The organism is Vibrio phycocola (assembly GCF_054404255.1).
In genome coordinates this window covers 505,164-526,125 of sequence record NZ_JBTAMQ010000004.1, presented here as the reverse complement: position 1 = coordinate 526,125, position 20,962 = coordinate 505,164, and the positions used below count along the sequence as shown (strand labels likewise).

The following is a 20,962-nucleotide window of genomic DNA, read 5'->3' as shown; positions in this document are numbered from 1 at the left end:
TCAATCGGAGACTACCTACACAAAACAAGATCAAAATCATAAAACCACACAAAAACTAAAGTAAATTTGTATCGCTAATGTGAATTCAATATAATTAGATATAATTTAAAGATATGTAGAAGTATGAGTGGTGATTCTAATGGTTGTTGATACAGATGGATATTTAGCGTTAATTGAGCACCTTTCTGAGAATTTAAGCATCTTTACGTCGAATGGTGATACAGGCGAAGAGAGCATTGAAGATATTGTATCCGATATGGTGACCAGTAATATTATGGCGCTGTTCGCTCAAAACCCAGAAATGCATTCAAGCGTTCGCTTCCGCCTGTTAAAAGAAGTCGATTTTGTTTTTGCCGATCTCGCGGAGGTTTTAGCTGGGTGCTGGCAAAGTAAAGCAACCAATCAACAGGTCGAATTTCTAGACGAATTCATTGGATTGGTGAAAAACTTATTTGATTCTGCTGTAACAAAATACGATTAAAGATAGCATCGAGTTTGATTGATAAGGAGGTCGATCGCTCTGTAACCATGATTGTTAGGTATAATTTAAAGCTTATTTCTCTTACGTATTGCTAAATTCATTAGACAAATTACAATCGCCTCACCAATTCGCCACTAAAAACCATTTCATGACCCTTAACTCCTTTCAACGCCTTCATCAAAGTCGCATTGAAAACTCAACCAAACCATTTCAAGCACGTGGCGGACGAACTAAACGATGTAGCGTTTGTCAGACTGCAAAGCCTTATTGCATATGCCACGCTCGCCCTCGAACCTCTGACCGTGTCGCGGTACTTTTGTTACTGTCTGATAATGAAGTACTAAAACCAAGTAATACAGGGCGATTAGTAGCTGACATTGTCACAGACACACACGCTTTTCAATGGAATAGAACGGAACCAGATCCAAACCTATTAGCGCTACTTAGCGACCCAAAGTATTTTCCAGTTATTCTATTCCCCCAAGAATACATTGAAGATAGCCGTCGTATTTTATCTGCAGACGCGTTAGTACCTTCAGATAAAACATTACTCCTAATTTTGTTAGATGGGAGTTGGCGAGAAGCTCGTCGCATGTTTAGAAAGTCTCCGTATCTCAATGCGTTACCCGTGATTTCAATTACTCCGACGCATCTTTCACAATATTTATTACGTAAGTCAGAAAATGAAAACCACCTTTCTACAGCGGAAGTCACCGCATTAGCTCTAAAAAATGTTGGGCTGAATCCAGAGTCAGATGCGCTTATCCACTGGTTCGAAGCGTTTAGAGAAGCGTATCAACTCTCGAAAAGCCGAGGAGAGGGTGACCAAGGTCGATCTGCTCTGACAAAACTGATTAATTTCAATGAAACCCTAGATAACACCTAAGCACTAACGTATTAATTGGCGCTACATCACGCTTTAACGTATTGGTTTTAGGGTGAATGCACTTCCTTTTGTATGATTATAAACAATGTTATTTTGCGACGATAAATATGTTTTTCACAGGAGACTGATATGTACTATGGTTTTGATGTCGGAGGAACCAAAATAGAATTTGGTGCTTTTGACAATGATTTGGCCCGCGTAGCAACAGAACGAACGGCGACGCCATCAGATGATTACACAACGTTGCTTGAGACCATTGTTTCCCTTGTAGAAAAGTATGACCGTGAACTTAATACCTGTGGCAAAGTCGGGATTGGCTTTCCTGGAATGGAGGATGCACAAGACTCTAAGGTGCTTACTGTTAATATCCCTTGCGCAAACGGTCAATATCTTCGCCGCGATTTAGAAAAACGACTTGGTCGCGAGGTGAAGCTCGAAAATGATGCCAACTGCTTTGCACTTTCTGAAGCCTGGGATGAACAGCTTAAGGATTCTCCTTCAGTCATGGGACTGATCTTAGGAACGGGGTTTGGCGGTGGTTTAATTTATAATGGTAAAGTTTTTTCTGGCCGAAATCATGTTGCGGGCGAACTCGGGCATATGCGCGTACCAATCGATGCATGGATGCTTTTAGGCGACACACCACCCTATTTACAGTGTGGATGTGGCAAACAAGGATGCCTTGATAACTATCTATCGGGTCGAGGTTTTGAATTGTTATATCAACATCGCTATGGCGAAGCGCGCAAAGCCGTTGATATTATCCAGGGCTATCAAAGTGGTGAAGATAAAGCGAGTGAGTTTGTCGATCTGTTTCTTGAATTCTTAGCTGCGTGTTTTGGAAACTTGTTTACAGGAAACGATCCTCACGTTGTCGTTTTAGGCGGCGGACTATCAAATTTTGAAGCACTTTACACTGAGCTTCCTAAACGAGTGCCTAAATACCTACTTCCTATAGCAAAATGCCCGCAAATTCTGAAAGCAAAATATGGCGACTCCGGTGGTGTTCGTGGTGCGGCATTTCTCAATATCTAAGTAAAAGATTGTTTCGCATTTACTAAAAAACCGACTTTATGGTCGGTTTTTTATTTCTATGAAAAAGACAGAGGCATTACAGTTGTTGGTTATTTTTCACCAATACCTTTATTTTCCTTTGGTAATAATTTTAGCTCAGAAAAACCAAGCTTTTTAAAATAGTTATCACGATAGTTTCTTACTGATTTCGTATCAGAGACCGCTTCTATTTGCTGTTCCATGGCGAGGAAATCGGAGATATCAATGCCTTCTGCTTCGGCCACTGCTTCATGTATATTGAGATGTTGCTGATAAGAAAAAGTCAGGGTTTTTGCTTCTTCTTTATATATGTAAGTAATTACGCGAGCCATAAATGAGTACCTTGATTGAATACGAAATTAACGAGAAAAGGGCGATCGTGAGGCAACAAATTGAGCCAAATCTTCTGGGTGGTTGATGTTAACAAACAACTCAGGATTGTCACTAAAATCTATCCGATCCGCTTGCATGTTACGGAAAAATAAACCCACTTTACGTTCTCCTTGACGTAAAAACTCTTCCAATTTAGATTGAATCGAACGTCTAATTAAGCAAAAAACAGGTTGAACATGTTCGCCATCGAACGCCACCAACACATCTGATTCTGTGTCTGTTGCGGACACCATCTTCTCCACATACTGAAGAGGAATGTTAGGACTATCACAGGGTATAACGGCAATCCACTCCGTTTTAGTATGCATTAATGCAGCAAGCATCCCAGACAACGGCCCTTGAAACTGATCATTTAAATCCGTCACAACTTCAGCATATTTTTGATAGGTGGCAATATTTCGATTGGCATTAATTAACAAATACTCACTGCGATTTTCTGCCAAGATCTGTCTTTGTAACTCATTAACAATTAGTTCAACTAAACAAGAGTCACCGACCTGCAGTAATCCTTTGTCTTGCCCAGACATTCTCTGGCCTCTACCACCAGCTAAAATAACCCACGTTATACTTTGTGGTTTATCACTTATCAATACTTTCTCCTAGACGCGAATAGTCGAGATATTTGGCGAGCATTTATAACAAATAATCACGTAATGCATAGCAATATTTTAGGAATATAGTGACAAAAAATACTCACTGAGACAAAATGTCGCATATTGACGGCTAACCGAAGCGAATTATGTCAAATTCAATAGAACCAGGCCAATACAATACCTTTTCTGTCTTAATCGTTGATGACGAAAAAGACATGCAACATATTCTGCGAAAAGCACTCAGTTTATATTTTACCCGCGTCGATTGTGCTGGCTCAGTAGAAGAAGGGGAAGCACTTCGCAACCATCAACATTATGATCTGGTCATATTGGACATCAACTTACCGGGTCGTTCAGGAATTGAGTGGGTTGAGGTGTTTGAGAATAAAAGTAGACCTGTTGATGTTATCTTTATCACAGGCTACGCCACCGTAGATACCGCAATCTCAGCATTAAAGCTCGGCGCAACAGACTTTATTCTCAAACCTTTCAATCTAGACCAAATTCTTACTTCGGTCGATCGATGCATGAAACGGCATTTAGAACAGAGAAAGAGTAAAGCACTATCTAGAGAAATAAACCAACATATCAACCAAGAAATTGTTGGAAATTCCGATAAAACAAAAGCTCTCAAACAAGTTGTTAGCCAGTATGCTCCTTCGAAAGCACCAGTTTTAATCGAAGGGGAGTCGGGAACAGGTAAGTCCTTGATTGCTCGCACTTTACACAATAAAAGTGGCCGAAATGGACCATTCGTAACCGTAAGTTGCTCAATGTATCCCAACCAAAGTTTAGAGAAAGAACTGTTTGGGAATGGAGGCGTCGACGAAGGCCTCATCCGACTCGCGAACAACGGAACGCTGTTTTTGGATGAAATCGATTCGATGTCATTGGATCTGCAAGGCCTGTTGTTGCGAGTATTAGAACAAAAGATTATCCGCCCAATGGGAAGCAATATCGATATCGCTATCGATGTTCGTATTATTGCAGCAACCAGCAACTCGCTTCAAACCTTGATCGACACAAACAAGTTTCGCAGCGATCTCTACTATCGGTTAGCGGTACTAAAGATCGACTCACCACCATTAAAGCAGAGAAAAGCCGACCTTATCGAGCTAACGCCATACTTCACCCAGCTATTGTGCTGTCAACTGTCCCTTCCTGTACCTCCGTGGATTAACCAATACAGTGAAGAAATGCAAAACCATGAATGGCCGGGAAATATTCGAGAACTACGAAATTTAATCGAACGATGTTTATTACTCAATAAATCACCAAGCCAATATTGGCAAGACTTGCAAAACCGCGGCATTCCAAACAACGGTGTTGTACTTTCTGTGTCCCACGCAGATTACTCTCCCGATTTAACCGTTAACCAACAAGAAGTGGGCTACCCTGAAGACTGGGCTCTTAAAGATATTGAACGAGCGCATATACTGAAAGTAATGAAATTTAATGAAGGGAATAAATCAGCAGCAGCTCGCGAATTGGGCGTTTCACGAAAAACGTTAGAACGAAAATTCAAAGAATGGAAAGCGGAAGAAGAGAACACTCGTGACTAAATGGGATAGAGCTTTAATTCGGTTAAGACAATTCCGCCAAACGGTAAGGTATCGCTTATTAGTACTTACATCTGCGCCAATTCTAATTACGATAGTCGCATTGGTTATCATCAGCCTTTATTGGTCGGTTCACTACACTTGGCAGAATACCTTACAAAGTGTATCTGAACGATTAAGAGTGGCTCGAAGTAGCGTGACATTTCTATTGAGTGAGCAAGACCTAAAACTCAATACTCTGGCTAGCTCGTATCAGTTAAATGAATTGCTCAATAAAACCACAGATACCGAGGAAATTAACCGTTGGCTTGCACAACCTCGTAACCGTGGCGAATTTGACTTCATTCGTTACTACCCAAAAACCCAAGCTATCGTTCAAGGGCAAACCGCTCAACTGGGTACGTATTTTTCAGTTCTCGACGCAGGAACTCTTGCCGACATGAACGTTGCCCTTTTGCAGCAAGCTCAAATAGAGATAGTTGATGAACATACAATAGAAACCCGAGCGTTAGTTACTCGAACCTTGGTTCCCATTTACCGCCATGAAAACCAGTTAATCGGCTACCTAGATGCCGGAGTATTACTCAATCACAAATCTCAGTTGGTCGATAATATCCGAGACTTAATCTACCCATCACATTATGACAGCACTCGTCCAAATGGCACGGTTACCTTTTTTCTTGATAATATTCGAGTCAGCACCAATATTTCGTTAGCGTCAGAAAATGGTTACGATACGCGAGCGGTTGGTACCAAGGTATCACCGGAGGTCTATGAACACGTCGTATTAAAAGGACAAGAATGGGTGAATCTCACTCGCGTTATTGACCGCTGGTTTATCACAGCTTATCAGCCACTTTACGACTATAACGACGCCATTATTGGCATGCTTTATACAGGCTACCCAATGTGGCCAGTGCTGAAGCTCTACTTAACTCATATTATTGAAATAGGCATTTTTGCTATTTTACTATTAGGCATCTCAGGAATTGCAGTGTATCGCTCTGCACGATCACTATTCCGCCCAATCGAACAAATATCGAGAGTGGTCAATGCCGTTCAAACGGGGAAAGCATCACGAATCGGATCTCTCGGCCTCAACTCCGACAACGAACTAAGCCAACTTGCATTGCAGTTCGACCGAATGCTGGACATCTTGAATTCACAGCAGAAAGAAATCATCGAGTTTGCTAAATCCTTAGAGCGGCAAGTGGATCAACGAACAATAAGCCTCAATGAGAAAAACTTGTTATTAGAGCAGCAACTTCGTCTTCTTGAACAAACTCGAAATAAACTCATTGCCCAAGAAAAGTTGGCCGCTTTAGGTGAACTTACGGCGGGAATAGCACATGAAATAAACAACCCAATCGCCGTGATATTGGGTAACGCCGATCTTATTAAACTCAGTTTGCCATCGCAAAATAATGACTTCGATGACGAGTTACGTTCAATTAGAAAACAAGTCGATCGAATACGCGATATTATACGTAGCCTTCTACAATACAGTAGGAAGAGCGAAACTCAGAGTAGTCGAAGTTTCCCTCAATCGATCAACCCAATCATTGAAGAAAGTGTCACTCTTGTGCGCACTGGCGAAAATAAACGTAATATTACCTTCACTTTTTCTTTAAACGCCAAGCATGATGTGAGTGTCAATCGACACCAGTTGTTGCAAGTTCTTGTCAATCTACAGGTCAACGCCATTCAAGCGATGCAAGGAATAGGGGAAATCACCATTCAATCGTTTAATTGGATTGAAGATGACCACGATAATGGCGTCGCAATTGCGATTACAGATCAAGGTCAGGGGATTTCTCAAGAAAATATAAACCATATCTTTGACCCATTCTTTACAACAAAAAGTGAAGGAACAGGGTTAGGATTATCCGTTTCTAAGAATCTAATAGATCAAATGGGAGGGGAAATCCAAGTGACGTCAACAAGTGAACAAACAACCTTTACTATCTTTATTCCAACCAACTCGAACTGACACCAGTTGCACCAAAAATTAACCACACCAATCGAAAGCCTTTGCTCCATTATCGTGAAAAGGCATCAATTTAGTGCATTTATATCTAAAAGAGATTCTAAGCCTTCATTCTAAAAGCACTATCCAACGAACCCTTAAATTATTAATTATCAAAAAGTTAAACTTGAAATTGCCAATTCAAAACTCTAAAACTCACTTTTGGATCAATTATTGCTTTATTGCAAAAAACTAAAACATTAATCCCCATAATTGGGCAATTTTATTTTTTAGCACATCATTAGTGCAAACACTGGAGATCATCGAGAATGAGTGACAAGGTAAGTCAAGTTCACGGGGCAATACAGACGCTAACGCAAAGTTCTGACACCCTATTTTTACTACTGGGCGCCATTATGGTGTTTTTAATGCATGCTGGATTTGCATTTTTAGAAGTTGGTACGGTTCGTAAAAAGAACCAGGTTAACGCATTGGTTAAAATATTAGCTGACTTCGGTGTGTCTGCGATTGCCTACTTCTTTATTGGCTACTGGATCGCATATGGTGGAACCTTTTTTGCTGACGCCGAAACATTATCGCAAGGTAATGGATATGAATTAGTTAAATTCTTCTTCCTATTAACCTTTGCCGCTGCCATACCAGCAATCGTATCTGGCGGTATCGCTGAACGAGCGCGTTTTTATCCCATTCTTTTTGCAACGTTATTTACGGTTGGCTTTGTCTATCCTTTCTTCGAGGGTATCATCTGGAACGGAAACTATGGTGTTCAAAGTTGGTTTGAATCTTCTTTTGGTGCGGGATTCCATGATTTTGCTGGATCGGTCGTTGTTCATGGAGTTGGCGGTTGGATCGCTCTAGTTGCTGTTCTCTTTTTGGGGATGCGTAAAGGGCGAGTTCGTGCAGGTAAACATACTAACTTCGCACCATCGAATATTCCGTTTCTTGCGCTAGGTGCCTGGATTTTATCGGTAGGTTGGTTCGGATTTAATGTTATGTCGGCTCAAACCTTAAATGGTATTAGTGGCTTGGTTGCAATGAACTCATTAATGGCGATGGTCGGTGGTATTCTTACCGCGCTAATCGTCGGCAGAAATGACCCTGGTTTTATTCACAACGGCCCATTAGCTGGCCTAGTTGCCGTTTGTGCTGGGTCTGATGTTATGCACCCAATAGGCGCATTAATTACTGGTGTTGTCGCTGGCGCGATGTTTGTTTGGGTATTTACATTCTTGCAAAATAAAACCCGAATTGACGATGTATTGGGCGTATGGCCATTGCATGGATTATGTGGTGCATGGGGTGGGGTTGCTGCCGGAATCTTTGGTCAACAAGCGCTAGGTGGACTGGGTGGTGTTAGCCTCACCGTACAAATCTTAGGAACGATCCTAGGCATCGCCGTCGCACTTATTGGTGCTTTCCTGGTGTATGGAATATTGAATAAATTCACAGGTCTTCGTATGTCAGAAGAAGAAGAGTTTAAAGGTGCCGATCTTGTGATTCACAAGATATCAGCAACAAATGAAGAATAATTAACTCAACCACATTAATAAAAGCGAGCTTAATGCTCGCTTTTTTAATGAGCTCACAAAACCCCAATACTTTTTATCAAGTTAAGACTTATGTCTAAGGTTCTACCATTCAGACGATGCATAATCGATGTTATGCTAATTTAAAATAAAATCGTCGAGATGCAGGTATGAAACAAAAATACAATAATATCGTTATCCTCACTGGTGCTGGTATCTCAGCAGAATCTGGTATTCAAACTTTTCGAGCTCAAGATGGACTTTGGGAAAATCATCGAATAGAAGATGTTGCGACCCCTGAAGGGTTCGAAGCGAATCCTGAATTAGTGCTCGAGTTCTACAATCAGCGACGCCATAAACTCCAATCTCCCGACATATTACCCAACGCTGCCCATATAGCACTCGGACAACTTGAAGCTGAGCTCAATGGCTCCGTTACCGTTATTACACAGAATATTGATAACCTACACGAGCGTGGTGGAACAAAGAATATTGTCCATATGCATGGAGAGCTATTAAAGTCGCGCTGTAGTGAATCTAATCAGGTTGTTGAACAACTCGGCGACATCCATAAAGATGACTTATGTCATTGTTGTCAATTTCCAAGTTTAATGCGCCCACACATTGTATGGTTTGGAGAAATGCCATTACGAATGGGGGATATTTATGATGCTGTCGAACACGCCGACTTGTTTGTTTCAATCGGTACATCTGGTGTCGTTTATCCCGCAGCTGGACTCGTTCATGACGCACGAATGCACGGGGCACACACTATCGAAATCAACATTGAACCTAGCGCAGTTGATAGCGAGTTTGCCGAACATCGACAAGGAAAAGCAAGCATCGAAGTACCTAAGTTAGTCAATGAAATATTGGGTATATCAGCCTAAATGGCCTCTTGTTAACAACGACTGAGTACGTATCAATTTGTAAGTAATTAATACTCAATACGATAATGACAAGTATTCCATTCAGACTTAGTGCCAAATCCGGTATAATTAACCAAATTTTATAATTCGGTATCGGTAGTGACAATGTCACGATAGGAAAGTATGTCAGATAACATTGAAAAAGAATTCCTTCTCGGTGGTAGCATTGATAAGGCATTAAAGGGCGAAAGCGAACTTAAAGTAAATGCCGTAATACGTGAATCTTTCTCACTAACAGTCAAAAACTTCATCGGTTTTACCCCTGCAATTGTGACTTTTATTGCGGTAACGTTTATTGCGTTTATGATTACACTTAATGTGCTCGGTTATTCATTAAGCGACATAACCTTAATCGCAACGAATCCAGAAGCACTCACTATCGAATTGATAGAAGCTTGCTTTATTGCCGTTTTTAGCGCTGAAGTAATATGTTCTCCGCTTTTCGCCGGGATAAGCTTAATGGCAATGAGCCAGTCAGCAGGACTAAAGACTGGCTTTGCGACGTTATTGAAAGGATTTCAATATACCGTTCCGATTATTATTGTAACGCTGCTCAATCTAATCATACAGGCTATTTCCAGCTCTCTATTTGGGCCTCTTTCATTTTATTTCTCATTGGCCTTTGCTCACTCCATATTATTGATCTGTGAAAAACGCGTGTTGCCACATAATGCCTTGCTGATTTCACTTAAAGCGACCAATAAAAAGCTCTTTCCTTTATGTATTTTGTTTACCATTGGGACTATTTTATTAGTGATGGCCTTGATGACGGGTGGTATAGGGTTAATTTTCATTCTACCTTTCTACATGCATCTTAAAGGCACAATCTATCGTAACCTGTTTGGTATAAAATTGATGATTGTTTCAAAATCGGATAGCCAAGAAAAGTCACAAGTTTTTAACGCCTAAACGCTCTATGACCGTTAAGGTATTCCCTAGACATGGTTTATGTTATGTCACAAAAAACATTCAATTTTGTGACATAACGACACTCCCATACTGGGTACTATAATCACTCTATTAGCACCTTTAATTAATACATTGAGAAGTCCAGAATGAACAAAAAAACACTTGGTTGGTTATTACTTTTATGTGGGACTATCTCTTCAGCTCCCGCCATATCAGGCCAGCATGTATACATGTTTCATTATTCCAACTTTTATAATCAGCTAAAGCACAATAGTGAGCTAGATCATCCAGATGTTCGAGTTGGATTGTTTTTTATCGAGCAGGACACGCGTCAAGCATGTCACCTTGCAAACGCTCGTTTAGAGCATAAAAAACATAACGAAACGATAGAAGTGTATTCTACCGGCGAAGTAGAACTGCCTATTGATACAAACCTAAAGAAACTGAACCCATTACTTTACATCACCTCGGTCTCTGATGAGCCTTGTGATATTTCAATGAAAGTGTTGGCACGAGAACCACTTAGTGAAGCAGTTTCAATTGAACACCTATCATCTCTATCCGCACAGATGCAAACCTTACTCACTCAGTTAAGTGGCAGTATCGGAAAATGGTTTACACCAGAAGTAAATGGCATTCGATTGGAGTTCCCGACATTTGAGTCTGGTTTTTTAGTTACAAGCCAAGGTGAAGAGATCGAAGTTATTAATCACAAAGCAAATATCGTTCCTTCCGATTACGACTTAAACGACACAATTACGCTTCCAGAGCAAACGAAAGACATCACACCGATCGTGTTATCTCCGCAGAAGTAACTCTTTTTCGGAACAACATCGTTTTTCGTCACATAAATTATCGATATGGTAATTTGTCATCCCAAAACTCTCCAACGTCATAAGTGGAGAGTTTTTTAAGTTTTAGCCATTAACCAACATCAAGATACCCTAAAGTTCCGTTATTAATAGGGAAGCTCATGACTTGTGTGAAAGTGATGTACAGGGCCATGTCCTTTGCCAATATCGAGTTTATCGGCGTGAATCAGCGCATGGGTGAGGTAATCTTTAGCTTTTTGAATAGCGCAGACCAGTGAGAAGCCTTGAGCCATATAGCTAGCAATAGCCGATGACAGCGTACAACCGGTACCATGAGTATTATTTGTATCAATCATAGGCCCCGTAAATGTTGTTACTTGATTTTCATAAATTAAATAATCAATACAATCATTGGTCTCGTGTTTGATGTGCCCACCTTTAAGAAGAACAGCTTTTGTCGGTAAGGTTTTTAAGTTCTCAATCATTTGTTCCAATTCTAACTTGTCATTCGGAACAGGCAAATTTACCAGTGCAGCGGCTTCAGCCAAGTTAGGCGTAAGTAAATCGGCTAGGGGAAGCAAATCTGAGATTAGCGTATTAACCGCCGAGTTTTCTAACAATAAATCGCCACTCGTGGCGACCATCACTGGATCGATAATTAAATTTTGTACTGATTGGCGTGATAGTGTACTGGCAACAGATTTGATAATGACACTGTCACTTAACATTCCCACTTTGATTGCTTTAATATCGAAATCTGAAAATAGGGCATCGAGTTGTTGTTCTACGAAGCTTGCTGAGACAGAATATATACCCGTCACACCCAGGCTATTTTGCGCAGTAAGAGCTGTAATGGCGGAACACGCGTAACCTCCAGTGGCCGAAATAGCTTTGATATCGGCTTGAATACCAGCACCGCCACCACTGTCTGAGCCTGCGATGGTCAGAACAATTGGGGTTGTGTGTTCGAATGTCATTTGAGCTCCTCAACAAAACGTTAAGGAATAACAGCCGCTAACCGGAAACGATGCAAACTACGCCCGCATAGTAACGATATAAAGACTTTAGTTCCCTACGTCAGTATTAACTGAATCAGGTTCTACGGGTCCCATTAATAATGGTCTCAGCCTTAGGTTATTCAACCTTGGCTCCCCGACTAATAATGTAATGATGAGCTTAAGTAGCTCGGTTACGGATTAGAGTGTAACAAATCAAGTTACCATCACAAAAGTAATTAGATGTTTGTTACATCCAATATTAATTTTGGATCCACTTCTGTCACTATATCTTCATCAACCATCTCAATTGATGAAGGTAACTCTTCTTTGTCAAAACCAATATCTCCACCGTTAATCACTCCAGAATCACGGTCGATGGATTTAAAATCAAACAACTCATGATCGGCTAAATGACTCGGGACAACATTTTGCATTGCGCGAAACATACTCTCAATTCTCCCAGGAAATTGCTTATCCCAACCATTGAGCATTTGTTTAATGTTTTGTCTTTGTAGATTAGGTTGTGACCCACATAGGTTACACGGGATTACTGGAAAATCTTGTTGATCAGAGTACTTGATAATGTCTTTCTCGCGACAATAAGCGAGTGGCCTGATAACGACGTGCTCACCATTATCGGACACTAACTTAGGAGGCATCCCTTTTAGCTTCCCACCATAAAACATATTTAGCATCATGGTTTCAATGATGTCATCTCGGTGATGTCCTAAGGCGATTTTAGTAACGTTAAGCTCTTTAGCTGTACGGTACAAAATACCACGTCGTAAGCGCGAACAGAGCGAACAGGTTGTTTTACCTTCGGGGATCTTATCTTGCACGATCGAGTAAGTATCTTCTTCAACGATCTTATACTCGACGCCCAATTCTTCGAGATATTGTGGAAGAATATGATCTGGGAAACCGGGCTGCTTTTGATCCAAATTGACCGCAACTAGTGAAAAAGAAACGGGGGCAATCTTTTGCAAACTCATTAAGATGTCTAACATCGTATAACTATCTTTGCCACCAGACAAACACACCATAATACGATCACCATCTTCAATCATATTGAAATCAGCGATCGCCTGACCCGTAAAACGCCTTAAACGTTTCTTTAATTTATTGAAGTTGTACCGCTGGGATTGTGTTAATTCTTGGTTACGCTCTGTCATACTGTTACTCAATGAAAGGGGGAATCAAATAAACTGCGTATGATACGGATAATTTTGTCAGATACCAATTTAAATCATCAAGGAAAAACGTTTTACCCAAATAAAAAGGGCCCCAAGTCTTAAACTCGGAGCCTAGTTTAAATCATGCTAATTTGTTAACGTGAATTAGCGGGATCAAGCGGACTAATATAACCTTCTGGTTTTAGTGCTAGAATATCGCAGTTAATCTTATCAATGACATGCTCAGCCGTATTTCCTATAAACACTGCAGATAAACCCGATCGTCCGGTCGTTCCTAAAATAACCATTGCGGCATCAAGTCTTTCTACAATCTCTGGGATAACTTCTTCTGGTAAGCCTTCCTCTACGATGACATGTTCCTTATCGATATCATGCTGCTGACGTAGTTCTTCCATAGACTTGGTGTAATGAGCTTTAACGGCATCGTTATATGCACTAGGATCAAACTCTGGAAGCTCGATACTAATTGTCATAGGAGTACGAGGATAAGCGGTAACAAGATAAGGCTTAGCATTAAAGCGTTCACTAACATTCAGTACACGCTCAACAATTTTATCATTTAAAGTAGAATGAGCATCACTTTCGCCTCCAACGTGAATCGAAGCAATGATATTGGCATTGGCCGGTCCTTGACTATGTTTTGCCAATAACACGGGAGCAGGGCATTTACGTAGCAAGTGCCAATCTGTTGGTGTGAATATAACAGATTCTAACATCGCATGTTTACGCGTCCCTTTGATTAGCAGATCATGCCCCCCAGCAAACAGCTCAGAAAGAATCGCTTCATAAGGTCGATGATGCCAAACTACCTTAACTTCTAGTTCGACATTCTCCATCAAATAGGGCTGTGCCAACTTCTCTAACCATAACCTTCTTTGCTTTATCACTCCTCGACGCATTGCTTCGCGATCGTCAGTGGAGAGCATGGATGTCATATCATAAGAAAAATCGTAAATGGTAAGAAATAAAGTAATGTGGCTTATTTTGGAACTTTGCTTAGCCAATTGCATAGCTCGATCCAAAGCTATTTGTTCATCATGATTGATGTCGGCGACAACTAAGATCTTAGTATAAATACTCATAGCGCTTTCCCTCACATTTGGGTGCCTAAATAAATATTAACTAAAAATAATCAGAGGTATAAATAAAAAGGTGGGAACTATGATGTGGCTCAAAAACAAGCCACATCAAAAGTCTGTATTTTAAGAATCAGCTGAGACGCCAGCGAGTTCGCTCAAAGCAGGTTGGTCGAGAATAGTGATGTACTTACCTTTTACGCTCAAAATTTCAGATTTTTGAAAACGTCCTAGTAAACGACTGATCGTTTCTACGGTTAAGCCTAAGTAATTACCAATATCGCCACGAGTCATGGTCAAACGAAATTCTCTTGGACTAAATCCGCGTTGAGAAAAACGAGCGGATAAGTTATATAAAAATGCAGCTAAACGCTCTTCAGCATTCTTCTTCGACAATAACAAAATCATCTCTTGATCGCCTTTGATTTCATTACTCATCAAACGCATAATTTGCTGACGTAGCTTAGGCATTTTTCCAGAAAGATCGTCTAAGATTTCATATGGAATTTCACAAACCATTGATGTTTCAAGTGCTTGTGCAAAGCTTGGGTGGGAGTCACCAGTAATAGCATCAAAACCAACAAGATCACCAGCGAGATGAAAAGCAGTAATTTGCTCATCGCCTTGTTCAGTGATGGTGTAGCTTTTGATCGTTCCGGAACGAATAGCATAGAGTGATTTCAAATCATCCCCAGCTTTAAACAACTCTTGTCCCTTTTGAATCGGCTTTTTACGCTCTATAATCTGATCTAATTGGTCTAGTTCAGTCTCATTTAACGTAAAAGGAATACAAAGTTGGCTAATACTGCAATCCTGACAATGAATTGCACATCCTCCGGATTGAATTCGCTTCGCTGCTTGTTTATCTGAAATCATAACAACCTTTCACTATATTGATATACATCAATATTTTACCATCGCTTATTAATAATGCCTAGATAAATAACATTCGCCAAATCAATAATCTATATAAAATATTATAAAAGTGAGAGCGAAGTATATAAAATGTATCCTCCATAGAGAACGATCATAAATCCGGACGAAACACGAAAGATAGGTGAAGCTGATATCTTAGACATGATCGTGGTGCTACTAGCCATTAAAACCATCGATGGTAACGTGCCAAATCCAAAAAAAAGCATAATTAATCCACCACTTAGACCATTTCCTGAAGCTAACGACCAAGTTAGCATCGAATATACGAGACCACATGGTAGCCATCCCCATAAGAAACCCAGAGGTAAAGCGTACCAAGGTTTTTTAAGTGGAATGAGTTGGCGTGCAACTGGGGAGATAAACTTCCATATATGCTGACCTAACGATTCGATTTTTTGAATACCAAACCAGGCTCGAGCAAGATATAACCCGAGCATAATTAAAATTATTCCCGATAGTATTCGCATCCATCCTAGCATTTGATTTAGCTGTGAAAGTTCTATTAAGGAATACGCTATTGAACCCAGTAATGCTCCCATTAGGGTATAACTTGTTAATCGACCGATATTATACAAAGCAATAACAAAAGGAAGTTGTTGTTTATTCGAGCACGTTGAACCAAGTAGCGCACTAATTCCGCCACACATGCCAAAACAGTGAGCTGAACTGACAACACCGATCAACGCTGCAGCAAATAATTCATCAATCATCTTTCTGCTTTGCCTGTGAGTCTTGTTTTGTCGAGTCCGGAGAGTCGTCATCGAACAACACGTTGTGGCCATGCCGTTCCAAATCATCGAATTGATCCGATTTTACCGCCCAAAGAAAAATAGCAATAGCGATCGCTACAAAGACAATTGCAATGGGAATTAATATGTAAATACTTTCCATCGAACACCGCTCTTAATTATTTTTTGGTGCCAGCAAACGAAGCGAATTTGTCACCACGATAATCGAACTAACCGACATGCCAACAACCGCAATATATGGAACTACATAACCGAAAACAGCAAGGGGTAGTACAATAACATTATAGCCCAGCGCCCAAAGTAAATTCTGGGCAATGATCTGGCGAGTACGTTGTGCTAATTTTCTCGCGGTATGGATTGCTGATAATTTATCGTTAAGAAGAATCAAATCTGATGAGGTTTTTGCCAGATCAGTACCATGCCCCATAGCGATAGAAACATGTGCTTGAGCCAATACCGGGGCATCATTTATTCCATCACCCACCATTAAGGTAACATCGTCATTGGACAAAGAAGCAACATAATCTAATTTATCTTTAGGGGTACAACTGGCTTGCCAATTCTCGATGCCTAACTCTTTGGCAACGGATTCCGCCGTGGTAGCATGATCACCAGTTAACAAGGTCACTTTCATCCCAGATGCCAATGCATCAGCTATAAATGACTGTGCTTCATTTCTAATCGGATCTTGGTAACTGAAACGCGCTATTAACTCACCATTCAAACTTAGATAAAGTGAACTAAATTGGACCTGGCTATTATCACTGCCGGGGGAAACGAAACGCAATGAACCAATTCGTAACATTTGATTTTGATACAGCCCTTCAATACCAAATCCAACGACATTATTCGGCTGCTCAATCTCAATATCAGAATTCACATGTTTATTAAATGCTTGTGCTATCGGGTGATTAGCATATTGCTCAAGAGCGGCAGCTAATTCATAACAACGTCTTTCATCAAATTCTCGATACACTTCCACCGAGGTAATTTCAATCTCGCCCGTCGTTAAGGTACCCGTTTTATCCACAATCAGATGATTGGCTTTGACCAAGGTTTCAAATACGGCGCCTGACTGAATCAATAATCCGGCATTAGAAAATAGGGATGTTGAGCATGTTATTGCGGTAGGAGTGGCAAGAGAAAGGGCACAAGGGCATGTTGCTACTAACACCGACAACATAATCCAAAATGCTTGGTCTGGTTGATGTCCGCTCCAGTAAAACCAAGTAAGGCCAGCAATCACAAGGATAAACCCTACAAAGTAACGAGCAATAACATCGGCAAGAAGCGCAAGTTTGGGTTTGGTCATTTGTGCCTGTTGATGCAACCGAACGATCTGAGCAATAACAGATTCACCTTTTTCAGCTGTCACTCGACATTCAAATGTTTCATGGGTATTGATCGTTCCAGCGTAAACCGCATCATTTACGTGTTTTGCTACTGGTTCAGACTCCCCAGTTAGCATCGATTCATCAACATAAGTTTCGCCAAGTGTAATAATGGCATCTGCTGGAAGGTGTTCACCAATCATAACCCGGATAACATCGCCATCTCGCAGTGATTTCACCGCAACTTGTTCACCTGATACCAATGTTGCAGTAGAAGGAACGAGCTTCATTAAGTTCCCACTTGCAGTGGCTGCTTTGTGTTTTGCTTTTGCCTCTAAATACCGGCCAATTAATAGGAAAAACGTAAACATTGAAACGGATTCGAAATACACTTCTCCTTGTTCAGTAACGGTTGCATGAACACTGGCGCAATACGCAAATAATAATGCTAACGAAACGGGGACATCCATCCCCAAGGTTTTGCCTTTTAAACTTCGCCAAGCATTCATATAAAATGGAAGAGCAGAGTAGAGTAAAACTGGCGTGGCGAAAATTAAACTGACCCATCGAAAGTAAACCTTAAAGGTATCATCAAGGTCACCAAATACCTCAAGATAAAGTGCGAAGGCAAGCATCATAACTTGCATGGTCGCTAAGCCAGCTATCCCTAAACGATAGAGGTACGTTTTCTGCTCACGCTCATTATCTTGCTCTTGTTGATTCGGATCGAATGGGGCAGCCTTATACCCAAGTTTTAATATTTCAGACAAAATCGTGCTCAATTTCATCTGGTTTTCATCCCACTTAATATTGGCTCGATTAGTCGTGGTATTCACCATTACCGAGACAATCCCAGACTGAGACATAAGCCGTTTTTCAATCAACCAGGCGCAAGCGGCACACGTGACACCTTCTACCGTGATCGTTGCCGAACAAACCTCATCATCGCGGAAAACAAAGTCAGATTGGAATTCTTGATCATCAAAACTATTGAACTGGTCTAGTTCTTCGGGAACGATATTCACAGAGCTCGGAAGCTCTGTACGATATTGGTAATAGGAGACTAAACCACTATCAACGATCATTTGCGCTACAGCCTGACACCCTGGGCAACACATGTGACGTTGTTCACCCAAGATATCTACGTTGAATTGGCTATTGTTAGGAACGGGCTCGCCGCAGTGGTAACACGTTTTATCCATTGTTATTTAAGATGGTAGGCGTCGTCGATGGAAAATTCACTTTACCTTGCAGTATCCATTTATTATCAAACGAAGATAGCTTAACAAACCACGGGCCAACGATTTCCGTTTCGGGTTGAATACGGTAGTTACCTTGTGCATCAGCAGAAATCATGAGTTCAATATCTTGGGTTTCTAATGTTCGATGAACAATGTTGACTCTTAAAGCTGGGTACTGTTCTAATTTTCCTTTATCAAGAGTGACAACCAACGTTTGATCCTGACTGTAGACAGAGGCGTTAAGGTTTAGCGCTTTTGCTTCTTGAAGCCGAGTGATATCTTGGTTAATGCCTTTCCCTTCTTTGTAATAATCATCTGAAACAAGGGATACAGCATTTTGAGAAAAAACAACGACAGTAGCCAAGGTCCAAATAATCACAGTACCGGGAAGTATGATTAAAAACCAAGGCCAGAATTGTTTAAACCAGGGTTTTTCCATTTGAGATGCTCTTTATGAAGAATTGAGAAAAATGAAGCAGCACGCTGACGTACTGCTTCATTACTTGTTGCGGCTATTGTGCCTGATTATTGCTTAAACTCCAAACATAAGCAGAGACAACTTGTATTTTGTCTTCGCCTAGAATATCAATCCAAGCAGGCATGACGCCTGAGCGTCCATGTAAAACAGTTTGAGTAACTGCATCACGTGAATCGCCAAATAACCAGTCTTTATCAGTTAAATCAGGAGCACCAACAGCAGGGTTACCTTTACCATCTGTACCATGACAAGCAGCACAAACAATAAATCGTTTTTTACCTGCAGCGGCATCACGAGCGTTTACAGAACGACCAGATAAGCTCAGTGTATAAGAAACAACTTCTTTCACACCTTGTTCACCTAACGCATCTTTCCAACCCGGCATTTGCCCAATACGGCCATGACGAATAGTTGTTACGATAGCTTCAGGTTCACCACCGTACAACCAAGCGCTATCAGTCAAGTTAGGAAAGCCTGTTAACCCACGAGCATCCGAACCATGACACTGTGAACAGTTTTGTAAAAACAAACGTTGTCCAACTTTAACCGCATCAGGGTCCGCTGCAATATCTTTAACAGGTTTAAGGTCATTTGTACCTTCGACGTAAGCTAAGCGCTTAAACGCTTGACCGTAGAATGTTTCAGCCTCATCAAGCTCTCGAGCATACTGATCGAGTATCTTATTACTTTGAGAATTGCTGATTGACGCTTTAGACTCTTCTAATGATATCACTGTTTGATCAGAGCTTGTCCAGCCCAAGACGCCCTTAAACGAACCCATCCCAGGGTAGAGCACTAAATAAATGGCAGTAAATACAAACGTACTAATAAATAGATACACCCACCATTTAGGAAGAGGGTTATTGAGTTCACGAATACCATCGTATTCATGCCCCATATCTGCCCCTTCTTCCACGCCCATTTTATCGCGTAAACACCAAATAAGAACTGCTGCACACCCAAACAATGTCGTGAGGGTAAGAACAATTATCCAGAGACTCCAGAATGTAGTCATTACTTATTCACTCCTTGCTTTTGAGATGCGTTATGCTTTTCTTCATCCGCAAATACTAAGTTTGCAGCTTCATCAAACGATGTTGTACGACGTTTGCTGTATGCCCAAGCGACAATACCAATAAAGCTAACAAACAGTAGAACGGTCCAAATACTGTGTACTGTACCAATATCCATATCGCCTCCTACTTCATCGCATGGCCAAGGGATTGAAGATAAGCAACGAGCGCGTCGAGCTCAGTCTTCCCTTCAACCGCGGCTTTAGCACCGGCGATATCTTCATCTGTGTAAGGAACACCGAAGTGATCACGAAACAGAGTAAGTTTCTCCGCAGTCAAACTGCCATCCACAGGCGTTGTTTCAAGCCATGGGAATGCAGGCATATTTGACTCTGGCACTAACTCACGAGGGTCAATTAAGTGAACACGGTGCCATTCATCAGAATAACGTCCGCCCACACGGGCTAAATCTGGACCAGTACGTTTTGAACCCCATAAAAATGGGTGATCCCAAACACTCTCACCAGCAACAGAATAGTGACCATATCGTTCTGTTTCCGCACGGAAAGGACGAATCATTTGGCTGTGACAAACCGTACATCCTTCACGAACATAAATATCACGACCTTCTGTTTCTAATGCATTTAGTGGTCTTAAGTTTGCCAATGGCTCTGTAGTTTGCTTCTGGAAAATTAGCGGAGTAATTTCAACCAAAGCACCAAAGCTGATAGCAATAATGACAAGAATCGCAAGTAAACCGACATTACGTTCGACAATTTCATGGCGATTGTTGGAGTTAGAACTCATTATTTAATCTCC

The 20,962-nt window shown here is 41.0% G+C and carries 22 protein-coding genes and 1 riboswitch; of the genes, 9 read left to right on the top strand and 13 right to left on the bottom strand.

Going from position 1 to position 20,962, the window contains the following annotated elements; translation table 11 throughout:
- Positions 1-139: 139 nt before the first annotated feature.
- The 3 genes from ACXJY6_RS08600 to nagK all read left to right on the top strand — a co-directional run bounded on the left by ACXJY6_RS08600 (position 140) and on the right by nagK (position 2,402).
- Positions 140-481, top strand: coding sequence for a DUF3802 family protein (locus ACXJY6_RS08600; protein WP_456049732.1), 342 nt, complete (start codon positions 140-142; stop codon positions 479-481).
- Between the two features lie 148 nt (positions 482-629).
- Positions 630-1,367: a tRNA-uridine aminocarboxypropyltransferase gene (locus ACXJY6_RS08595; RefSeq protein ID WP_458768068.1), complete on the top strand. Its 738-nt coding sequence runs from the start codon at positions 630-632 to the stop codon at positions 1,365-1,367.
- Positions 1,368-1,496: 129 nt separating this feature from the next.
- Positions 1,497-2,402, top strand: coding sequence for an N-acetylglucosamine kinase (gene nagK / locus ACXJY6_RS08590; protein ID WP_456049730.1), 906 nt, complete (start codon positions 1,497-1,499; stop codon positions 2,400-2,402).
- 89 nt (positions 2,403-2,491) lie between these two features.
- On the opposite strand, the gene ACXJY6_RS08585 is transcribed toward nagK, so the two are convergent.
- Both ACXJY6_RS08585 and mobA read right to left on the bottom strand, forming a co-directional pair.
- On the bottom strand, positions 2,492-2,752 hold the full coding sequence (locus ACXJY6_RS08585) for a DUF2960 family protein (protein ID WP_456049729.1): 261 nt from the start codon (positions 2,750-2,752) through the stop codon (positions 2,492-2,494).
- A 27-nt stretch (positions 2,753-2,779) separates the two neighbouring features.
- A complete protein-coding gene (gene mobA / locus ACXJY6_RS08580) occupies positions 2,780-3,403 on the bottom strand; it encodes a molybdenum cofactor guanylyltransferase MobA (protein ID WP_458768067.1) in 624 nt (207 codons plus the stop codon).
- A 149-nt stretch (positions 3,404-3,552) separates the two neighbouring features.
- Between mobA and ACXJY6_RS08575 the strand changes: the two genes are divergently transcribed.
- The 6 genes from ACXJY6_RS08575 to ACXJY6_RS08550 all read left to right on the top strand — a co-directional run bounded on the left by ACXJY6_RS08575 (position 3,553) and on the right by ACXJY6_RS08550 (position 11,131).
- Positions 3,553-4,968 carry a sigma-54-dependent transcriptional regulator gene (locus tag ACXJY6_RS08575; protein ID WP_458768066.1) on the top strand — a complete coding sequence of 472 codons (1,416 nt, stop codon included), beginning with the start codon at positions 3,553-3,555 and terminating at the stop codon, positions 4,966-4,968.
- The gene (locus ACXJY6_RS08570; protein ID WP_456049726.1) at positions 4,961-6,955 is read left to right on the top strand and encodes a sensor histidine kinase; all 1,995 of its coding nucleotides are present in this window, start codon (positions 4,961-4,963) and stop codon (positions 6,953-6,955) included. Before ACXJY6_RS08575 ends, ACXJY6_RS08570 begins: the two co-directional genes overlap by 8 nt.
- 305 nt (positions 6,956-7,260) lie before the next feature.
- Positions 7,261-8,481: an ammonium transporter gene (locus ACXJY6_RS08565; RefSeq protein WP_456049725.1), complete on the top strand. Its 1,221-nt coding sequence runs from the start codon at positions 7,261-7,263 to the stop codon at positions 8,479-8,481.
- A gap of 167 nt (positions 8,482-8,648) precedes the next feature.
- A complete protein-coding gene (cobB, locus tag ACXJY6_RS08560; protein WP_458768065.1) occupies positions 8,649-9,368 on the top strand; it encodes a Sir2 family NAD+-dependent deacetylase in 720 nt (239 codons plus the stop codon).
- A gap of 162 nt (positions 9,369-9,530) precedes the next feature.
- Positions 9,531-10,316: a hypothetical protein gene (locus tag ACXJY6_RS08555; RefSeq protein WP_458768064.1), complete on the top strand. Its 786-nt coding sequence runs from the start codon at positions 9,531-9,533 to the stop codon at positions 10,314-10,316.
- Between the two features lie 146 nt (positions 10,317-10,462).
- The gene (locus ACXJY6_RS08550; protein WP_458768063.1) at positions 10,463-11,131 is read left to right on the top strand and encodes a DUF2987 domain-containing protein; all 669 of its coding nucleotides are present in this window, start codon (positions 10,463-10,465) and stop codon (positions 11,129-11,131) included.
- 143 nt (positions 11,132-11,274) lie between these two features.
- On the opposite strand, the gene thiD is transcribed toward ACXJY6_RS08550, so the two are convergent.
- From thiD to ccoO, 11 genes are all read right to left on the bottom strand, one after another.
- Complete coding sequence (gene thiD, locus ACXJY6_RS08545; protein ID WP_458768062.1) at positions 11,275-12,105, bottom strand: bifunctional hydroxymethylpyrimidine kinase/phosphomethylpyrimidine kinase; 831 nt, start codon at positions 12,103-12,105, stop codon at positions 11,275-11,277.
- A 75-nt stretch (positions 12,106-12,180) separates the two neighbouring features.
- A riboswitch (TPP riboswitch) is annotated at positions 12,181-12,293 on the bottom strand.
- Between the two features lie 69 nt (positions 12,294-12,362).
- The gene (ttcA, locus tag ACXJY6_RS08540; protein ID WP_458768061.1) at positions 12,363-13,298 is read right to left on the bottom strand and encodes a tRNA 2-thiocytidine(32) synthetase TtcA; all 936 of its coding nucleotides are present in this window, start codon (positions 13,296-13,298) and stop codon (positions 12,363-12,365) included.
- Between the two features lie 155 nt (positions 13,299-13,453).
- The gene (uspE, locus tag ACXJY6_RS08535; protein ID WP_458768060.1) at positions 13,454-14,401 is read right to left on the bottom strand and encodes a universal stress protein UspE; all 948 of its coding nucleotides are present in this window, start codon (positions 14,399-14,401) and stop codon (positions 13,454-13,456) included.
- A 120-nt stretch (positions 14,402-14,521) separates the two neighbouring features.
- A complete protein-coding gene (locus tag ACXJY6_RS08530) occupies positions 14,522-15,271 on the bottom strand; it encodes a fumarate/nitrate reduction transcriptional regulator Fnr (RefSeq protein WP_456049718.1) in 750 nt (249 codons plus the stop codon).
- 101 nt (positions 15,272-15,372) lie between these two features.
- Positions 15,373-16,041: a sulfite exporter TauE/SafE family protein gene (locus ACXJY6_RS08525; protein ID WP_458768059.1), complete on the bottom strand. Its 669-nt coding sequence runs from the start codon at positions 16,039-16,041 to the stop codon at positions 15,373-15,375.
- Positions 16,034-16,222 (bottom strand): cbb3-type cytochrome oxidase assembly protein CcoS, encoded by a 189-nt coding sequence (gene ccoS / locus ACXJY6_RS08520; RefSeq protein WP_456049716.1) that lies wholly within the window; start codon positions 16,220-16,222, stop codon positions 16,034-16,036. The genes ACXJY6_RS08525 and ccoS overlap by 8 nt, the downstream gene beginning before the upstream one ends.
- 12 nt (positions 16,223-16,234) lie before the next feature.
- Entirely contained in the window at positions 16,235-18,613 is a 2,379-nt protein-coding gene (locus tag ACXJY6_RS08515) for a heavy metal translocating P-type ATPase (RefSeq protein WP_458768058.1), read from the bottom strand.
- Positions 18,606-19,091, bottom strand: a complete 486-nt coding sequence (locus tag ACXJY6_RS08510; RefSeq protein WP_456049714.1) for a FixH family protein — start codon at positions 19,089-19,091, stop codon at positions 18,606-18,608. The genes ACXJY6_RS08515 and ACXJY6_RS08510 overlap by 8 nt, the downstream gene beginning before the upstream one ends.
- Before the next feature lie 73 nt (positions 19,092-19,164).
- Entirely contained in the window at positions 19,165-20,145 is a 981-nt protein-coding gene (gene ccoP, locus ACXJY6_RS08505; protein ID WP_458768057.1) for a cytochrome-c oxidase, cbb3-type subunit III, read from the bottom strand.
- Positions 20,145-20,321, bottom strand: a complete 177-nt coding sequence (locus ACXJY6_RS08500; RefSeq protein WP_456049712.1) for a cbb3-type cytochrome oxidase subunit 3 — start codon at positions 20,319-20,321, stop codon at positions 20,145-20,147. The genes ccoP and ACXJY6_RS08500 overlap by 1 nt, the downstream gene beginning before the upstream one ends.
- A gap of 8 nt (positions 20,322-20,329) precedes the next feature.
- The gene (ccoO, locus tag ACXJY6_RS08495) at positions 20,330-20,950 is read right to left on the bottom strand and encodes a cytochrome-c oxidase, cbb3-type subunit II (protein ID WP_458768056.1); all 621 of its coding nucleotides are present in this window, start codon (positions 20,948-20,950) and stop codon (positions 20,330-20,332) included.
- Positions 20,951-20,962 lie beyond the last annotated feature (12 nt).